Consider the following 18,179-nt stretch of genomic DNA (forward strand, 5'->3'; position numbering starts at 1 on the left):
CTTGAGCAAAACAGTAAAGTATTACTTTAACTGCTTACACAAGAGCGTCTTTTTTAAACCTGATTCAGGAATTAGATTTTAGAAACCAATTCAGGAATAACAGTATTCAAGTCACCTACTAACCAGTAGTCAGCAACTGCATTAATTGGTGCTTCTTCATCCTTGTTAATCGCAACGATCACTTTAGATTCTTTCATACCTGCCAAATGCTGAATCGCCCCAGAGATACCGACAGCGATATAAAGTTCAGGTGCAACAATTTTACCTGTTTGACCCACTTGCATGTCATTAGGAACAAAACCAGCATCTACCGCAGCACGTGAAGCACCTTGAGCAGCACCCAGCTTGTCAGCCAGTGGATCAAGAATTGCGTGATAGTTTTCACCCGACCCCACACCACGACCACCTGAAACCACAATACGCGCAGCTGTCAGTTCTGGACGCTCAGATTTCACAATTTCTTCTGATACAAACTTAGAAATACCGGCATCACCTTGGGACGCCGCAGCTTCAACCGCAGCTGAACCACCTTCTGCTGCCACAGCATCAAATGCCGTACCACGAACCGTGCCCAGTACGATGTCTTCGCCTGATTCTACAGTTGCAATCGCGTTACCTGCATAGATTGGGCGCTTGAAGGTTTTAGGACCGTCAACCGCAATGATGTCAGTGATCATGCTGACATCTAATAAAGCAGCTGCGCGTGGCAGAATATTTTTACCAGTTGTCGTAGAAGCAGCCAGAATATGGCTATAGCCTTTGCCTAGTTCTGCAACCAGTTTCGCTACGTTTTCAGCCAGCTGGTTTGCATAAGCAGCGTCATCAGCAAGTAATACTTTACTTACACCAGCCACTTTCGCAGCCTGATCAGCAACTGCTTGCGCGCCAGAACCCGCTACCAATACAGTGATATCACCACCGATTTTTTGCGCCGCAGCAACAACGTTTAAAGTAGCAGCGTTTAATGCTTTGTTGTCGTGCTCAGCGATAACTAAAATACTCATGATTTTTATCCTTCTGTATTAGATCACTTTCGCTTCGTTTTTCAATTTTTCTACAAGCTCATCTACAGACTTCACTTGTACGCCAGCTTTACGCTCTGCAGGAGACTCAACTTTCACTGTTTTCAGTTTAGTTGTAGCGGTTACACCGAAATCTGCAGGAGACTTGGTATCCAGCGGCTTTTTACGCGCTTTCATAATATTTGGCAGAGCTGCATAACGTGGCTCGTTCAAACGCAAGTCAGTGGTAATGATCGCTGGAAGTGATAATTCAACAGTTTGTAGACCACCGTCGATTTCACGCGTCACTTGTACTTTATCGCCTTCAACTTTAACTTCCGAAGCGAATGTACCTTGGCCTGCACCCATAAGCGCACCCAGCATCTGACCAACCTGGTTAGAGTCGTCATCAATTGCCTGTTTACCCAGAAGGATCAGTTGCGGTTGTTCAGCGTCAACCACACCTTTTAGAATTTTGGCAATTTCCAGTGCACCCAGCTGACTATCATCAGCTTCCACCAGAATACCGCGGTCAGCGCCAAGCGCCATCGCAGAACGGATTTGTTCTTGCGCCTCTTTAGGACCAATAGATACAACAACGATTTCTGAAACAGTTCCTTTTTCTTTTAAACGAACCGCTTCTTCCACTGCGATTTCACAGAATGGGTTAATTGACATTTTAACGTTTGTTAAGTCAACACCACTGTTGTCCGGCTTAACGCGAACCTTAACGTTGGCATCAACCACACGTTTTACAGCAACAAGAGCCTTCATGTAATCCTCGGCTGTTTTAGCAAATGTAAATGTTGAGAAAAGTTATTGTAACTCTTCACTTAAATTTTTTTAGGTGCCCTATCTTGCAATGCGTACGGCATTTCGGTCAAGTCACAATTCAGGAAAGAGCTGTAAAAATATATAAATTTCCTTGAACGATGCGTTCACAATTAATAAGTATCTTTTTATTACAAGGGATTGCATCCAGTTTTATATAAAAATTAACCTTTGATTTTTAGTATTTTTTTATTTGATTAATTCCATCAGTAGTTTTGATGTAGTGCTGCTAAAATATCCAGCCCACCTCTTTTGGCCCACAAAATAATCAATTCTCTGGCCTTAATATTTTTGTCATTTTAGACATAGCTTTCTCTGACTGACCATTCATCTTCGATGAAGTATTATTCTGATGTCTATTTCTCCTCCATTCAGGTTAAATTTTCTTGTACTTTCTCCCTTCTTTCATCCCCAAAGCATGCCGAATTCAGGGGGTTTGATTTTAAAGTCTGAGGGTTCAGAATTAGCGACTACTTACAAACTGTAGATGGGGTTAAATGAGCAAATATACTTCTCTTTCCCTTGTAAAAAACCTCCGGAATATTTTATGCCTATTGAAATTGAGACCACACGGCTATTACTGCGGCAATGGCATCCCTCGGACTATCCGGCTTTTGCCAAGATGAATGCAGACCCGGAAGTGATGCACCATTTTCCACAATGCCTGAATACCAGGCAAAGCAATGCCTTGGCAGATAAATTCTACCAACTGATTGAAGAACAGAGTTGGGGATTTTGGGCACTAGAATTAAAATGCAGCCGACAATTTATTGATTTTACCGGCTTACATTATCAACCGCAACAATTCAGTTTTTCTCCCTGTACTGAAGTGGGCTGGCGTCTGGCTCAGGCGTATTGGGGAAAAGGCTATGCAACTGAAGCAGCACTTGCCTGTCTCGTCTTTGCATTTCAACATTTAAATCTTGCCGAAGTTGTGTCATTTACCGCAGTGAATAATATAAAGTCACAAGCCGTAATGCAGCGTTTAAATATGAATATTGTGGGATATTTTGATCATCCTGCCTTGGACAGACACCACGCTCTAGCCCCACATATTTTATATAGCCTTAAGCAGGCTGACTTTCCAGGAAATCACGATGTACATGGCTTAAGTCAATCAATTCATATTGCGCAAGTTTAAAAACCTCCCAAACGGCCATAAAGTCTTCTTTCAAATCAATATGAGCCGAGGGCTGTGCTGTTTCTTGCCACTGTAGGTCTGAAATCCACAGATAATATTGTTGTGTAACCGGATTTACCGCCTGAACTTTACCGGCAGCATTGACTCCTTGAACCACGGTATTTTCCGGAAGTATAGGTTCAATCTTGGCTAAACTGATTTCTACAAAGTGTTTGACCTGACGCAAGCCATAGCCTGCAAAAATTTCTTTTTGTGCAGCAGTTAATTGATCATATTTCTCTAAAATATCTAAAATCATTACTTTGCCTATATTTTTCTTTCCAATATTTACATGACGAGTGGGGGCAGTTAATAATTTCCTTCCCTTCGATTATTCATGCAAACCCACTTTATACTGATAGGAGGCTTTTATACCTTATAAATTGACTTTTTATTATGCGACAATAGTTCAAATGCCATCTAGATAGACTCCCTATTGTTTCACCCCCTGATTTAAATTAGATGACAAGGAGGTCGCCAGAATTAACAAACCATAAACCGGCAAAGCCTGCTTGCTCTCTTAATTTTTAAAAACTGTCCGATTTTTTAAGTTGGGCGCGAGGATGGGCTTGATCATAAATCTGTGCCAGACGGTCAAAATCAAGATGGGTATAAATTTGTGTGGTGCTTAAATTGCTATGCCCCAGCATCTCCTGAACGGCGCGTAGATCTCCGCTATTTGACAGCATGTGACTGGCAAAACAATGTCTTAATAAATGCGGATGCAGATCGACATTTACACCGGCGCGCTGTGCCTGAAACTTGACCCGGTTTTCAATTTGACGGGCGCCCAGTGGCTGGCCTTTTTGGGTAATAAAGACATTCGCATCTGCGACAAAGTCACCATTCCATAACGGATAAATTTTCAGCCATTCCATTAAGCTGTCTTTGGCTTTTGAACCAAATGGTACCACTCGAGTTTTGTTCCCCTTACCGGTAATTCTTAATAATTGACGATTGAAATCAATGTCCTTGATTCTTAGACCTTGAATTTCCGCTAGCCGCAAGCCGCTGGAATATAACAACTCCAAAATTGCTTTGTCTCTCAGCCACATCTGCTGCTGTGCTTGAGTTTCGGGCGCGGACTGATCTAGAATTTGGTTGACCGTTTCAATATCAATCATTCCCGGCAAAGGACGTGACTGACGCTTCAGCTGAAAATCATCGGCCGGATTAAAGACCAGATACTGAGACTGCTGCGCCCATTTCATGAACTGGCGGATAGAGGACAGCATGCGTTGCAAACTGCTTGAACTCAAGCCTTGCTGTTCTACCTTTTCAGCCAGAAACTGACGCAAATCTGTGGCTTCGACATCATTTAAAGCCAGTTTTTGCTGTGCACAGAATTCCAGAAAATCAGTCACATCACGCGTATAAGCCTGTAAAGTATGTTTGGACTGGTTTTGAATTTCCCGTTCTTTTAACCAGATCCCGAGCAACTCTTTAGCAGTTCCCTCCATATATTCCATTAAATACGCTCCAGATAGGTATCAATCAGCGCAGCCACCTGTGCAGGCTGACTGGCAGCAAAAAAGTGATCCCCGCCTTGGAGGGTATGTAGTGTTGCACTTCGAAAGGTCTGTTCCAGATATTGTCCTAGCTGAACAGTACTTAAAGAATCCTGATCTCCCCAGATCAGCAAGATGGGAATCTCAAGGCTGGCAAGTTGCTCCGGACTAAATTCGGTTTGGTCTTCTAAAAACCAGTCAGGGACTGCCTTAAACTGCTCGCGATAACCTTTTCGCCAGTCTGCACAGCCAAACTGCTGCACGTTTAGGCCGCCAGATGTAGCCAGCAAAACCAGTCCTTTGACTTTTTCGGGGTGATTAAGCGCAAGCCCAAGCGCCAGCACACCGCCCATAGACTGTGCAACCAAGATAGAATCTGCTTCAATCTGCTGATTCAGATAGGCTTGCAGATCATGCAGGTTGTGAATGGCCGAATTTGGCGCGATGCCATCGAATCCCGGATAAGCCAAAATCTGATAAGCCTGTCCTGGTGCTAAATAAGTAGTCAAAGGTTGCCAGAAACCTTGACTGCCTGATGCTCCTGGTAAAAATACAAGCTGATTCATGGCGTTGTTGTTCTATGCATTTAATATAATTTTATCCTAACATAAAAAAAGCGCCGTTCTGAGCACAGCGCTTTTTTAGATCGCCCGAGGTTCTACATTAACCCTGAAAATAACGTAGATCCAGACGTCCTTCATAGACATTTGCCGTTGGCCCGGTCATCCAGACCACATCGCCCTCGACCCATTCAATCTGCAATTTGCCGCCAGCAAGCTCCATCTCGACCTTACTGGACAGCAAGCCACGGCGCATACCTGAAACTGCTGCCGCACAGGCCCCTGTGCCACAGGCCAGAGTTTCCCCGACCCCACGCTCATAGACTCGCAAACGTGCATGCATTTCATCCACAATCTGCATAAAACCGGCATTGACCCGGGCAGGAAAACGCTGATGCGATTCTACCTGCGGACCAATTTTTGCGACATCTGCGGTGAGCACATTCGGAACAATAGTCACCGCATGTGGATTGCCCATATTCACCACATCAATGGTCAGCTTTCTATCACCTTCCAAATCGATGTCATATAAATTATCCGGCTCATCCGCCAGGAATGGAATCTCCTGCGGCAGGAATTTCGGATAGCCCATATTGACCCGCACCCAGCCATTGGCCCCCAGCTCCGGCTCAATGATGCCAGCTTTGGTCTGCACCTTGATTTTGGTCTTACTGGTCAGTTGACGTTCATGCACAAAACGCGCAAAACAACGCACGCCATTACCACACTGTTCAACCTCAGAACCATCGGCGTTAAAAATACGATATTTAAAATCTGCACTTGGAATATCAGGCGGTTCAACAATCAGCAGTTGATCAAAACCCACACCAAAATTACGGTGAGCCAAACGTTGAATGGTCAGCGTATCCAGATAAGCGCGTTGGCTGATCAGATCCACCACCATAAAGTCATTGCCCAGGCCATGCATCTTGGTAAATTCTAATAACACTTTGATTTACTCCTTTTAAGGCAATAAACGCTCGCGTTCCCAAAGTGATTCAATCGTTTCACGTTCACGAATCAGATGTGCCTGATCACCATTGACCATCACTTCAGCGGCTCGGCCACGGCTGTTATAGTTCGAGCTCATCACAAAACCATATGCGCCTGCACCCAGTACAGCCAGCACATCATTTTCCTGAATGGCAAGCTGACGCTCTTTACCCAGAAAGTCACCCGTCTCACAGATCGCACCGACCACATCCCACTCTTTACTCGCTGTATCTGTACGTGGTGTTACCGGCTGAATATCCATCCAGGCCTCATACAACGCCGGGCGGATCAAGTCATTCATCGCGGCATCGATGATGGCAAAGTTGCGGTGAACCGTTGGTTTCAGTAAATCTACTTTAGTCAGCAATACGCCGGCATTGGCTGAAATGCTACGGCCCGGTTCCATATAAACTTTTAGACCCAGCTTTTCCAGGGCCGGACGCAGTGCATTGGCATATTCTTCGACAGATGGCGGAGTTTCATCTCTATAGGTCACTCCCAAGCCACCTCCAATGTCGATATGTTTCAACTGAATCCCCAGCTCTTTCAGCTTATCAATCATCACAATGACACGATCCAGTGCATCGACAAAAGGCTGGGTTTCAGTCAATTGCGAACCGATATGACAGTCAATTCCCACTATTTCCAGATTCGGCAAAGATGCTGCGTATTGGTAAGTGTCAAATACGCTCTCCGATGGAATACCAAACTTGTTTTCTTTTAAACCCGTCGAAATATAAGGATGGGTTTTGGCATCAACGTCTGGATTGACGCGTAAAGAAATCGGGGCTTTTTTACCCATCTTAGCCGCTACTTTCTGGATGCGATCCAGCTCGGCATGTGACTCAACGTTAAAGCAGGCAATCCCCACTTCCAATGCTTTTTGAATATCCGCTTCAGATTTACCCAAACCCGAGAACACAATTTTTGCAGCTTCACCACCGGCTTTGAGTACACGAGCCAGTTCACCACCAGTCACAATATCAAAACCGGCACCCTGCTTGGCCAATACATTCAATACCGCAATATTAGAGTTTGACTTTACCGCAAAGCAGATTTGATGATCGATAAAGCTAAAAGCACGGTCCATCTCCAGATAATGCTTTTCAAAAGTGGCTTTGGAATAAACATACAGTGGTGTGCCAAACTGCTCGGCAAGCTGTTGCAGTGAACATTGCTCGGCGTGCAATACCCCATTAATACGGGTGAAACTCATGAACGTATCCTTTCTTTGAACGTTTTAAGGAGATGATGTTGAATCGGATTCTACGGGTGCTTCAAACTGCTGCCTAACTGGTGCATCCTGTTTTTCACCAGACGCAGATGTCGCAGGCTCGGTGTTTTTGTAAAGCAGATATTTGGCACGCTTATCGTGATTTGGGTCAGCAGGAAGATGTAAAGCTCCCGATTGTCCACAACCTGCCAGCACAAAGCCGGCTGTAATTAAACTGATGTAGCAAATGACCTGATGCATCTGACCACCTAATCTGAGTATTTTCATAAAGTATAGCGCGATGATAGAAATAGACCAAAGCGCTCAAGCTTAGAGAGTATCTTGAGACATTAAAAAACGCCAGCAGATCGCTGACGTTTTTATTGATATGGATTATTTATGTTTCTGTTTATAGAAGCCCAGATAACCAATAACCAGTAAAACAAACCAGATCGGACTGACCATCAGGGCACGACGCGTATCTTCTTCCAGCGCCAAGACACCAATCATGGCAACAAAGAAAATAATCACAATCCAGCAGGTCACCAGTCCACCTGGTAATTTAAACACCGACTTGGCATGTAACTCGGGACGGGTTTTATAGTAAATCATATAACTCCAGATAATCATGAGCCATACACAGATAAATAAAATCGTCGACAGGGTCGTTGCCAGAGTAAATGCTTCTACGGTGTTCGGCACGAAGTACTGCAAAGCGGCGCCTAATAACAGACATACTGCAGAAAAATACAGGGCATTGGCAGGTACAGCGCGACTGTTTAAACGTCCAAAGGATTTCGGTGCCTGCTGTTCACGTGACAAACCAAACAACATCCGGCTGGTCGAAAACACACCACTATTCATGGAGGACATGACCGAGGACAACACGACCAAGTTCATGATAATAGCAGCCGCAGCAATGCCCGCCTGACTGAACAGATCAACGAATGGCGAAATATTCGGGTCAATCTGGTTCCACGGCGTAACCGACATCACGATAAGCAAGGCAAGCACATAGAAAATAATGATACGAATCGGAATCGAATTGACCGCTTTAGGCAGGTTTCTTTCCGGATCTTTGGTTTCAGCAGCTGTGGTACCGACCAGCTCTACCCCGACAAAGGCGAAAATGGCAATCTGGAAACCCGCCAGGAAACCCATGGCGCCCGTTGGGAATAAACCACCATGCTCCCAGAGATGACTAAAGGAAGCCTGTGTACCCGCATCGGAGGTAAATCCGGTAAAGATCATCCATAAACCCACCGCAATCAATACGATAATGGCAATAATCTTGATCAGGGCAAACCAGAACTCCATTTCACCAAACAGTTTTACTGTGACCAGGTTCAGTCCCATGATAAAGACAATGGCGGCAATACTGATCAGCACCCCTTCACCCGCGGTGAAAGGCAGGCCGTTATTGAAGAACTGCAGGTAATAAATAATTGCAGAAAGATCTGCAATACCGATGGTGATCCAGCACAGCCAATAGGTCCAGCCGATAAAATATCCTGCCCATGGTCCGATCAGGTCAGTAGCAAAATCAATAAACGATTTATAGTGCAAATTAGACAGTAATAATTCGCCTAAGGCACGCATGACCAGAAACACCATGAAGCCGATGATCATATAGATCACCAGAATAGACGGTCCTGCCAAACTGATGGTTTTTCCCGAGCCCATAAACAGGCCGGTTCCGATTGCCCCACCAATCGCAATTAGCTGCAGATGCCGGTTAGACAAGCTACGCTGTAATTCACCCTCTTGCGATGATGAGTGGCTATATTTTTCTGACATTATTCATTTCAACTTTGTTTTTAATGGCGACAAGTTAACTTAAAAATATAAAAATACAAAAAAGAAAATCGCTTTTCATTTATATTTTCCCATTCACTCGAGTCGCGGCTAAGAAATTGACTTGAAACCAAGAGAACCAGAGCCATCCATTCAGTGAGTACACCAAACTGATCCCTCTGGTTTCCAGGAAAGCTATAGTAGCGAATTATTCTGCATTCTTGAGGATTTCTCTAAAATTTGAGTCAATCGGTGTCGATATTTCTCAGACAGCCGTCTTTCTGCCTGAAAAATCAAACTACTTAGCCCAATCTTGTTGAAATTATTTTTTATTAAGTTTGAGGATAACTCGTGTATTCCAATAACAGCCTTTCGTCTATGAGCAGATGACTGGTCTCCTTCAATTCCCATTCCCCCACAGGCCTGTACGTCATGCTTAACATTTAGCGCTATCTTTTGTCCTGCCGAGTTTCTCTATCTTGGTGAATCGAACAAGTATTTTCTTGTCAAAACTTTTAAATTGTGCAAAAAATAGAAGACAAATCCGCCATTATTTGTGTTCAGGATGAACGCACTTGGCATCGTAATTACTTTTTAATCAAGACCTCCAATAAAACTGACATGGATCAATAAGAAGAATTTTATGCAAAATTTACAAAGTCTGATGGAAACTTTGAGCGGCTGGATCTGGGGCCCTTATATGCTGGTACTGCTGGTTGGCACCGGTGTATTCCTCACTTTCCGCCTAGTATTCTGGCAATTCCGTATGCTGCCTTTTGCAATCAAACAAGTGTTTGGCAAGCATCCTGCTCATGAAAAACATGGGGATATTTCCCATTTTGCCTCTCTCATGACTGCCCTGTCTGCCACCATTGGTACCGGTAATATTGCCGGGGTGGCCACAGCCTGTGTATTGGGCGGTCCGGGTGCAATCTTCTGGATGTGGATGACGGCGCTGTTTGGTATGGCCACCAAGTATGGTGAAGGCGTACTGGCAGTGAAATACCGCATTAAAAATGAAAAAGGTGAAATGTCCGGTGGCCCGATGTACTACATTGAGCGCGGACTTAAATGGAAGTGGCTGGCCCTGATCTTCGCCCTGTTCGGCACCTTGGCCTCTTTCGGAATCGGCAGTTCGGTTCAATCCAATACCGTTGCGCTGGCTGTAGAAAACAGTCTGGGAGTTGAAACCTGGATCACTGGTGTGGTGATTACCCTACTTTCTGCCCTGGTGATTCTGGGCGGGATTAAATCCATTTCCAAAGCGGCTTCCCTGATTGTTCCGATCATGGCACTGGGCTATGTGGCCGGAGGCTTAATTATTATCTTTACTCATCTTGAACTGGTGATGCCTGCCCTAAAAATGATTTTCACTTATGCCTTTACTGGTGAGGCTGCCATGGGTGGTGCCGTCGGTGCTGCCATTCGCTATGGTGTGGCGCGCGGAGTATTTTCCAATGAAGCTGGTATGGGCTCTGCCCCAATCGCTGCTGCTGCGGCCAAAACCGACCATCCTGTTCGGCAGGGTCTGGTATCGATGACCGGTACATTTATTGACACCATTATTGTCTGTTCAATTACCGGTATTGTACTGGTAATTGGCTATATTCTGGCTGGCAGCAGTTTTGGTGGTGAAACCGGCGCCGTGCTGACCACCCAGGTATTTGACCGGTTGCTACCGGGCGTTGGGGGCTGGGTGGTGACTTTCGGGATTATTTTCTTTGCCTATTCCACGATTCTCGGCTGGAGCTATTATGGTGAAAAATGTGCCACCTATCTGCTTGGTGAGAGGTTTGTCCTGCCGTATCGCATCATTTATATCCTGTCGGTTTTTGTCGGCTGCGTCGCCACTCTAGATCTGGTCTGGCTCTTCGCCGATACCTTTAATGGCCTGATGGCTGTACCTAACCTGATTGCGCTGCTATTACTGTCCGGTATTATCGTTAAGGAGTCCAAAGACTTTGTTGCCCGTCGCCAATCTGGCGAGCTGTATTAAGACCAGAAGTTTTCTGAACCAGCAAACTACCTTCTCTTCTGGCTTCTGGTGGTTTTTGATTTTCATCTTCGCTGAATGATTTTAAAAACCACCTTTACTCTGTATGCTGTGCAATAGTTTTATCAGTTTTTATATCGATTATGGCTAAAGCAAAAAGTGTATATCGTTGTGAACAATGTGGCACAGATCATTCTAAATGGGCTGGTCAATGTTCAGAATGTGGTGAATGGAACAGCTTGGTAGAAGTGACTATTGCCCCTGCAACGACACACCGTGCCCAGCCTAAAATGGGCGGAGGTTACGCCGGTCAGGCCGCCGCAATCACCACCTTAAATAAAATTTCTGTTTCTCATGAAACCCGTCTTCCGACTGGAATCAGCGAGTTTGACCGTGTATTGGGGGGTGGTCTGGTTACAGGTTCTGTGGTCCTGATCGGAGGGGACCCCGGTATTGGTAAATCCACTATCCTGCTGCAAACAGCCACTCATATGGCAGCAGGCAACAGCTCGGCGCTTTATGTAACCGGTGAAGAATCTTTATCGCAGGTGGCTTTACGCGCCCAGCGTCTGGAGCTGCCGACAGATCGGCTTAGAGTCATGGCTGAAACCTGTGTGGAACGCATCTGTGAAGTGCTGGCGCAGGAACGTCCTGCGGTGGCCATTTTGGACTCGATTCAAACCTTATATACCGAAACCTTACAGTCTGCACCGGGTGGTGTTTCCCAAATCCGCGAATCGGCGGCCCTGCTGACGCGTTTTGCTAAAAATAGTGGTACCGCCCTGTTTATTGTCGGCCATGTGACCAAAGAAGGTGCGCTGGCGGGTCCACGTGTGCTGGAACACATGGTGGACTGTGTGCTGTATTTTGAAGGTCAGTCAGATTCACGCTACCGCATGATCCGTGCAGTCAAAAACCGTTTTGGTGCAGTGAATGAACTCGGCGTGTTTGGCATGACCGATAAAGGCCTGCGTGAAGTGGCCAACCCTTCTGCGATTTTCCTGAGCCGCTATGATGAAGCCATTCCGGGTTCAATCGTGATGATTAGCCGTGAAGGTACGCGCCCTTTACTGGTTGAAGTTCAGGCGCTTGTAGATGATGCTCATGGTCAACCACGCCGTGTGGCACTTGGACTGGAACAGAATCGGCTTAATATGTTACTGGCGGTGATGCACCGGCATGGAGGCGTTCAGACTTCCGGACAGGATGTCTATGTCAATATAGTCGGCGGCCTGAAAATTACCGAAACAGGGTCAGACCTGGCTGTTCTACTTGCCTGTGCTTCCAGTATCCGTACCAAAGCCCTGCCTCAGCAGCTCGCAGTGTTTGGTGAAGTTGGATTGTCTGGAGAAATTCGTCCGGTACCCAATGGCCAGGAGCGCCTGAAAGAAGCAGTCAAACATGGCTTTAAATATATTATTTTGCCACGTGCCAATGCACCGCAAAAACCGATTCCAGGCGTTCAGGTGATTGCGGTAGCACGTTTACATGAAGCCTTGACAGAAGCCATCAGCTTAAGTGACGAGCTAAATTAGCGTGGATTAAAATCGGGAAAAAGCCTAAAAAAATACAGATTTCTAATTGAAATTCTCTATAAAGCCTATATAAATAGAGAGTTCAAATAGATTTATTCATATAGGAAAATTGGATGGAAGTTCGACAGCGTGGTTTGATCGCCGGCTTTTTAACAGCAGCATTACTGGTTGCACCTTTCACTGCTGAAGCAAAACGTGCCGGTGGCGGTAAAAGCCACGGTATGCAACGTTCTGCGGCGCCTACTCAGTCTTATCAGCAACCTCGTCAAGCTGCACCTGCACAACAGGCTCCAGCCGCGGGTGCTGCAACCCAGCAAAAATCTGGCCCAGGTGTAGGTGGTATGGTTGCTGCGGGTGTTGCGGGTGCTGCCATTGGTGCAGTTGCTGCCAACGCACTGGCTGATGATCAAAATGCTGCAGCCTCTGAAGCTCAGGCAGCTCAAGAAGAGGAAAAAGGCGGTATTCCAGGCTGGATCTGGATCCTGCTTGCTGCTGCTGTTGCCTTCTTTATTTTCCGTAAGATGGGCGCAAAAAAAAAAGTAGCTTCTAATCCGTATGCGCCAAATAGTGGTGCTGGCCAGCCAGCACCCTTTGGCCAAGCGCCTGCTGCACCGCGTGGTGGTGATAATACCAACATCTTTGGTCAAAGCGTGAGCGGGAACACTACGGGCAATAATGCACCATTTGGTTCAGCGCCGGTAAATAATGCGCCATTCGGTACAGCGTATACCAATAGTGGTCAGCAGTTACCAGATGGAACTGAGCCGGCTGCCTTCCTGCGTGTTGCACGTCAGCGCTTCAACCATATTCAGTCCATGAATACAGCAAGCAATATTTCTGAGATTCAGCGCTATTTAACTCCTGACCTGTATCAGTCCATGTATAACGATATTATGGCCAATCAGGATCAGGACGTAGCGGAGTTCTCGAACTTGAATGCGATGGTCGCAGATTCATCTACAGAAAATGGTCAATACGTGGTGAGTGTACGCTTTACCGGTACAGTAAGCGAAGACCTGAACAGCCAACCACAACCATTTGCTGAGATCTGGCACTTTGTAAAGCCTGCTGGTTCCCAACAAGACTGGCTGGTTGCAGGCATCCAGCAAGAACTGTAATTTATAGCAATTTAATAATACTGTTTTAAAAGCGATCTTCGGATCGCTTTTTTATGGCGCAGTATTAGCTTTTCTTGAGCTTTCATTTTACCCTAGGGCCACTATATTTGAGGTTGCCTTATGACTCAGCGTATTTCTCCTCCTGCTGCCCTTTCTAATCGTGCCCTTGCCGGTAATGCCGAAGCGCAATTTGAACTGGCTGAACTGTATATGCAAAGCGAGCATGAAGATGACATCATTCTGGCAGAAGAATGGGCTTTAAAAGCAGCCAACGGCGGACTGGTTGAAGCCATGTACTGGCTGGGTGAAGGCTATACGGTCTATGCCAAAGAACTGGCGGAAGAAGACCCGGAAGAATCCAAAGCACACTTTGAGTTAGCCTATTACTGGTTAAGCAAGGCCAATATCGAGAAGCACCCTGCAGCAACCTTGGAACTGGCAGGTTTTTACCGCCGCGGTGATGTCATTGAAAAAGATGTCGAAAAATCTATCACACTGGTGAAGCAAGCTGCTGAATGGGGTGAGGTTCAGGCGATGCGTGATCTGGCCTTTATCTATGCCAATGGTCTGGGGATTGATGCTGATGAAGAACAGGCAGATTACTGGACACAAAAAGCAGATGAAATTGAGCAGAAAATAAAATAAATGAGAAGCCCATCTAATGATGGGCTGTTCAATCTTTTCAGATTCGCCAGTTTTTTATGCAATCAAAAATATCTTCAATTTTTATAGTTAGATATTCAATACTTAAGTTCGTTTGTCCAAATTTATAATAGCAATTTGAATTTCCTCTTTACTTTAAAACAAGATGAAAATCAGCACACTCGCCTGAGTCCGAAAAAATAATCAGGAATCATCATCTAATCACTTTTTAGCAAGACTTCTGAGCATAGCTATTTACTTTTTATTGGCTAAACTCCACACGCGATTACTATTTTTACAGACTAACTTTCCTAAATTTTGACCATTATCTATAAATAGCGCAGCGATAGAGTTGGAACAGAATTAGTTTCCAAGTACAATACCCCGCTAGTCGAGGGATGCTGCGACGTTTTACAGGTACAAAATGTAAAAGCGCCAGGCTCGACGATCGGCCAGTCTTTTTCTAGACAGACCAACAACGGCATCCGCGAACTGAATGATCAATTATTGTTTTTTATAAGGAGATCGTGATGAACGCGGTTAATGCTTCATTTACAGATTATAAAGTTGCTGATATTTCACTGGCTGACTATGGCCGTAAAGAAATCAAACTTGCTGAAGCAGAAATGCCGGCATTAATGGGGCTTCGTAAGCGTTATTCAGCTGCGAAACCACTGGCAGGCGCGAAAATTCTCGGCTGTATCCACATGACGATTCAAACTGCAGTTTTAATTGAAACATTGGTTGAATTAGGTGCAGAAGTTCGTTGGACTTCTTGTAATATTTTCTCGACTCAAGACCATGCTGCGGCTGCAATTGCAGCATCTGGCGTACCTGTATTTGCCTGGAAAGGTGAAACCGAAGAAGAATATGTATGGTGTCTAGAACAACAGATTAATGTCAATGGCAAACCTTGGGATGCCAACATGATTCTGGATGATGGCGGTGACTTGACTGCACTGGTTCATGAAAAATATCCTGAAATGCTGGCAAAAATCCACGGGATTACTGAAGAGACCACTACAGGCGTACAACGTCTGCTAGAAATGTGGAAAGACGGTTCTCTGAAAGTACCTGCAATCAACGTCAACGATTCAGTCACCAAGTCTAAAAACGACAATAAATACGGTTGCCGTCACTCACTTAACGATGCGATCAAACGTGGTACAGATATGCTGTTATCTGGCCGTCGCGCGCTTGTGATTGGTTATGGTGACGTAGGTAAAGGCTCTGCCCAGTCACTTCGCCAAGAAGGCATGATTGTACGTGTTACTGAAATCGACCCAATCTGTGCCATGCAAGCATGTATGGACGGCTACGAAGTGGTTGCACCATACAAAAATGGCGTTCAAACAGGCAAAAAAGAAGACATCAACCTTGAGCTTCTGCAAAACACGGATCTGATTGTTACCACAACAGGTAACTACCACGTATGTGATGCTGCCATGTTAGACACTTTAAAACCGGGTGCAGTGGTATGTAACATTGGCCACTTTGACACTGAAATTGACACCAACTATTTACGTGGTTACAAGTGGGTTGAAGTAAAACCTCAAGTTCATCAAGTATATCGCTCTGAAAATGAAAACGATTACCTGATCCTGCTTTCTGAAGGTCGTCTGGTGAACCTGGGGAACGCAACAGGTCACCCATCACGTGTGATGGACGGTTCTTTTGCCAACCAGGTACTTGCTCAAATGCACTTGTTTGCTGAAAAGTTTGCCGATCTGCCTGAAGATCAAAAACAGACTGCGATTCGTGTAGAACTACTTCCCAAGAAACTAGATGAAGAAGTGGCTGCTGCAATGGTTGCTGGTTTCGGCGGCGTATTAACGACTTTAACGCAAGAACAAGCGGATTATTTAGGGGTTCAAGTCGAAGGTCCGTTTAAATCGGATGCTTATAAATACTAATTAAACTCCATCCTCTCCCTAACCCTCTCCCATAGGGAGAGGGAACATTCATTACCAAATGTATGTCATCGAGGGTAAGTCCTCTCCTGAGCGTGCTTAAAGCACTGCTTTGAAGCTCAGCGCAAGAGAGGATTCAGGAGAGGTAAAACTAATTAAAAAGTATTTATAAAAAAAGGATTTGAACATGTCAAAACAGATTCCAATTTCGTTTGAATTTTTCCCGACCAAAACTGATGCAGGTGCGGAAAAGCTCAAAACTGTACACCAAGAGCTGCAACTTTTAAATCCAGAATTCTTCTCTGTGACTTATGGGGCTGGCGGATCGACGCGTGAACGCACTTTATCGACCATCAATGATTTCAATGGCAAAGGTACACCAGTAGCACCTCACCTGTCTTGTATTGGAGATGACAAAGCGCGTATTGCCGAGTTACTAGATCTTTACAAGCTACAAGGCATTGACCGCATTGTAGCGCTACGTGGAGACTTGCCTTCCGGTCAGGTTGGCTTGGGAGAGCTGCCTTATGCCCAGGATTTGGTTCGCTTTATTCGTGAACATTCAGGCGATCATTTCACTATTGAAGTCGCAGCTTATCCGGAAATGCACCCACAAGCTGAGAGTCTTGACCAGGATATTCAGCGTTTCTGTGAAAAAGCCAATGCGGGGGCCAATGCAGCGATTACCCAATTCTTCTTCAATCCGGATGCCTACTTCTACTTTGTTGAGCGTATTCAGAAAGAAGGTGTCAATATTCCGGTAGCGCCCGGGATTATGCCGATTACCAATGCCAGCAATCTGATTCGCTTTGCAGATGGTACAGGTGCCGAGATTCCACGCTGGATTCGCAAGCAGTTAGCCGCCTATGGAGATGATACTGCCAGTATCCGAGCCTTTGGTCATGAAGTCGTGGTGAAATTCTGTGAGCGCCTGATTGCTGGCGGAGCACCGAGTTTGCACTTCTATACCATGAATACCACCGACCCCACCCTTCAGCTTGTGAAAGACCTTGGTCTTGCATAATTCAATTTCCTAGTTGAGAGTAATACCTGAATGCCACGTTTTTTTATTGAAGCTGATTTAGCAGTTGATCACACTCTTGAACTGACTGAACCAGTATTTCATCACTGGATCAAAGTATTACGTGCTCAAGTAGGAGAAAAAGCCACCTTGTTCAATGGGCAAGGTGGTGAATATGAGGTTGAGCTTGTAGATATTGCCAAAAAGTCGGCAATGGTGCAGGTCAATCACTTTAACTCGACCAATCGCACGCCTAAGTTTAAAGCTCTTCTGGGTCAGGTGATGAGCAAGGGGGAACGCATGGACTATGCGATTCAAAAAGCAGTAGAGCTGGGTGTCTCTCATATTCAGCTTCTAACCTCAGAACGCTGTGAAATGCGTCTAAAATATGAACGTGATCAGAAAAAATTAAATCATTGGCGTGGAATAGTAATTGCAGCCTGCGAACAATGCGGTTTAAATCTTGTGCCTGAGATTTTAGCTCCCCTGTCTTTGCAAGACTGGTTAGCAAGCGAACTGCCAGCGACCAAACTGGTTCTTGCTCCTAATAAAGATGAAGTTGATGTACTTGCCCAAGCCACACCTGATCTTGCTCTGCTCATTGGCCCGGAAGGTGGTTTAAGTGAGGCGGAAATTCAGGCAGCAAATGAAAAAGGCTTTATAAACTGGTGTATTGGAGAGCGGATACTGCGTACCGAAACTGCGCCTGTGGTAGCGCTTTCGATTTTAAATTACCGCCTATAAATAGGCATATTATAATATTTAGTTATTAATTTTATTGATTTTTATCTCTGTACACGACAAATTTCACAGAACCCTTATCCTATCAGGGTTCTGCCTTCTTAAAATTGCCAAAATTTCCTTAAACTCTTCTTTTTTC

At 45.2% G+C, this 18,179-nt stretch carries 17 protein-coding genes; 8 read left to right on the plus strand and 9 right to left on the minus strand.

Annotated features, from left to right (window positions below):
• Positions 1-71: 71 nt before the first annotated feature.
• A complete protein-coding gene (locus NI467_RS04875) occupies positions 72-1,004 on the minus strand; it encodes an FAD-binding protein (RefSeq protein ID WP_151203485.1) in 933 nt (310 codons plus the stop codon).
• Positions 1,005-1,022: 18 nt separating this feature from the next.
• Positions 1,023-1,775 (minus strand): electron transfer flavoprotein subunit beta/FixA family protein, encoded by a 753-nt coding sequence (locus NI467_RS04880; protein WP_151205880.1) that lies wholly within the window; start codon positions 1,773-1,775, stop codon positions 1,023-1,025.
• Positions 1,776-2,379: 604 nt separating this feature from the next.
• Here NI467_RS04880 and NI467_RS04885 point away from each other — a divergent pair.
• Entirely contained in the window at positions 2,380-2,973 is a 594-nt protein-coding gene (locus NI467_RS04885) for a GNAT family N-acetyltransferase (protein ID WP_253151291.1), read from the plus strand.
• On the opposite strand, the gene NI467_RS04890 is transcribed toward NI467_RS04885, so the two are convergent.
• The 7 genes from NI467_RS04890 to NI467_RS04920 form a co-directional block, all read right to left on the minus strand.
• Complete coding sequence (locus NI467_RS04890; RefSeq protein WP_253151292.1) at positions 2,900-3,271, minus strand: hypothetical protein; 372 nt, start codon at positions 3,269-3,271, stop codon at positions 2,900-2,902. The two genes, NI467_RS04885 and NI467_RS04890, sit on opposite strands and share 74 nt — an antisense overlap.
• 268 nt (positions 3,272-3,539) lie before the next feature.
• A complete protein-coding gene (gene xerA, locus NI467_RS04895) occupies positions 3,540-4,481 on the minus strand; it encodes a site-specific tyrosine recombinase/integron integrase (protein ID WP_374982200.1) in 942 nt (313 codons plus the stop codon).
• Positions 4,481-5,086 carry an alpha/beta fold hydrolase gene (locus tag NI467_RS04900; RefSeq protein WP_253151294.1) on the minus strand — a complete coding sequence of 202 codons (606 nt, stop codon included), beginning with the start codon at positions 5,084-5,086 and terminating at the stop codon, positions 4,481-4,483. The genes xerA and NI467_RS04900 overlap by 1 nt, the downstream gene beginning before the upstream one ends.
• A gap of 97 nt (positions 5,087-5,183) precedes the next feature.
• Positions 5,184-6,029, minus strand: a complete 846-nt coding sequence (dapF, locus tag NI467_RS04905) for a diaminopimelate epimerase (RefSeq protein ID WP_253151296.1) — start codon at positions 6,027-6,029, stop codon at positions 5,184-5,186.
• 15 nt (positions 6,030-6,044) lie between these two features.
• Complete coding sequence (gene lysA / locus NI467_RS04910) at positions 6,045-7,289, minus strand: diaminopimelate decarboxylase (RefSeq protein ID WP_253151298.1); 1,245 nt, start codon at positions 7,287-7,289, stop codon at positions 6,045-6,047.
• 24 nt (positions 7,290-7,313) lie between these two features.
• A complete protein-coding gene (locus tag NI467_RS04915; protein WP_253151322.1) occupies positions 7,314-7,547 on the minus strand; it encodes a lipoprotein in 234 nt (77 codons plus the stop codon).
• 132 nt (positions 7,548-7,679) lie between these two features.
• Complete coding sequence (locus NI467_RS04920) at positions 7,680-9,083, minus strand: amino acid permease (RefSeq protein WP_253151301.1); 1,404 nt, start codon at positions 9,081-9,083, stop codon at positions 7,680-7,682.
• Positions 9,084-9,723: 640 nt separating this feature from the next.
• On the opposite strand from NI467_RS04920, the gene NI467_RS04925 reads away from it, so the two are divergent.
• From NI467_RS04925 to NI467_RS04955, 7 genes are all read left to right on the plus strand, one after another.
• Positions 9,724-11,076: a sodium:alanine symporter family protein gene (locus tag NI467_RS04925; protein ID WP_151205871.1), complete on the plus strand. Its 1,353-nt coding sequence runs from the start codon at positions 9,724-9,726 to the stop codon at positions 11,074-11,076.
• Positions 11,077-11,216: 140 nt separating this feature from the next.
• On the plus strand, positions 11,217-12,608 hold the full coding sequence (gene radA / locus NI467_RS04930) for a DNA repair protein RadA (protein ID WP_253151303.1): 1,392 nt from the start codon (positions 11,217-11,219) through the stop codon (positions 12,606-12,608).
• 113 nt (positions 12,609-12,721) lie between these two features.
• Positions 12,722-13,726, plus strand: coding sequence for a Tim44 domain-containing protein (locus NI467_RS04935; protein ID WP_253151305.1), 1,005 nt, complete (start codon positions 12,722-12,724; stop codon positions 13,724-13,726).
• 120 nt (positions 13,727-13,846) lie between these two features.
• Complete coding sequence (locus NI467_RS04940) at positions 13,847-14,371, plus strand: tetratricopeptide repeat protein (RefSeq protein ID WP_253151306.1); 525 nt, start codon at positions 13,847-13,849, stop codon at positions 14,369-14,371.
• A gap of 527 nt (positions 14,372-14,898) precedes the next feature.
• Positions 14,899-16,281, plus strand: a complete 1,383-nt coding sequence (ahcY, locus tag NI467_RS04945; protein ID WP_253151308.1) for an adenosylhomocysteinase — start codon at positions 14,899-14,901, stop codon at positions 16,279-16,281.
• A gap of 184 nt (positions 16,282-16,465) precedes the next feature.
• Entirely contained in the window at positions 16,466-17,302 is an 837-nt protein-coding gene (gene metF, locus NI467_RS04950; RefSeq protein ID WP_253151310.1) for a methylenetetrahydrofolate reductase [NAD(P)H], read from the plus strand.
• A 30-nt stretch (positions 17,303-17,332) separates the two neighbouring features.
• Positions 17,333-18,043 carry a 16S rRNA (uracil(1498)-N(3))-methyltransferase gene (locus tag NI467_RS04955; protein ID WP_253151312.1) on the plus strand — a complete coding sequence of 237 codons (711 nt, stop codon included), beginning with the start codon at positions 17,333-17,335 and terminating at the stop codon, positions 18,041-18,043.
• The last annotated feature ends 136 nt before the right edge of the window (positions 18,044-18,179 follow it).

This window comes from Acinetobacter sp. S4397-1, from assembly GCF_024129285.1.
GTDB classification, from domain to species: Bacteria; Pseudomonadota; Gammaproteobacteria; order Pseudomonadales; family Moraxellaceae; genus Acinetobacter; species Acinetobacter lwoffii_C.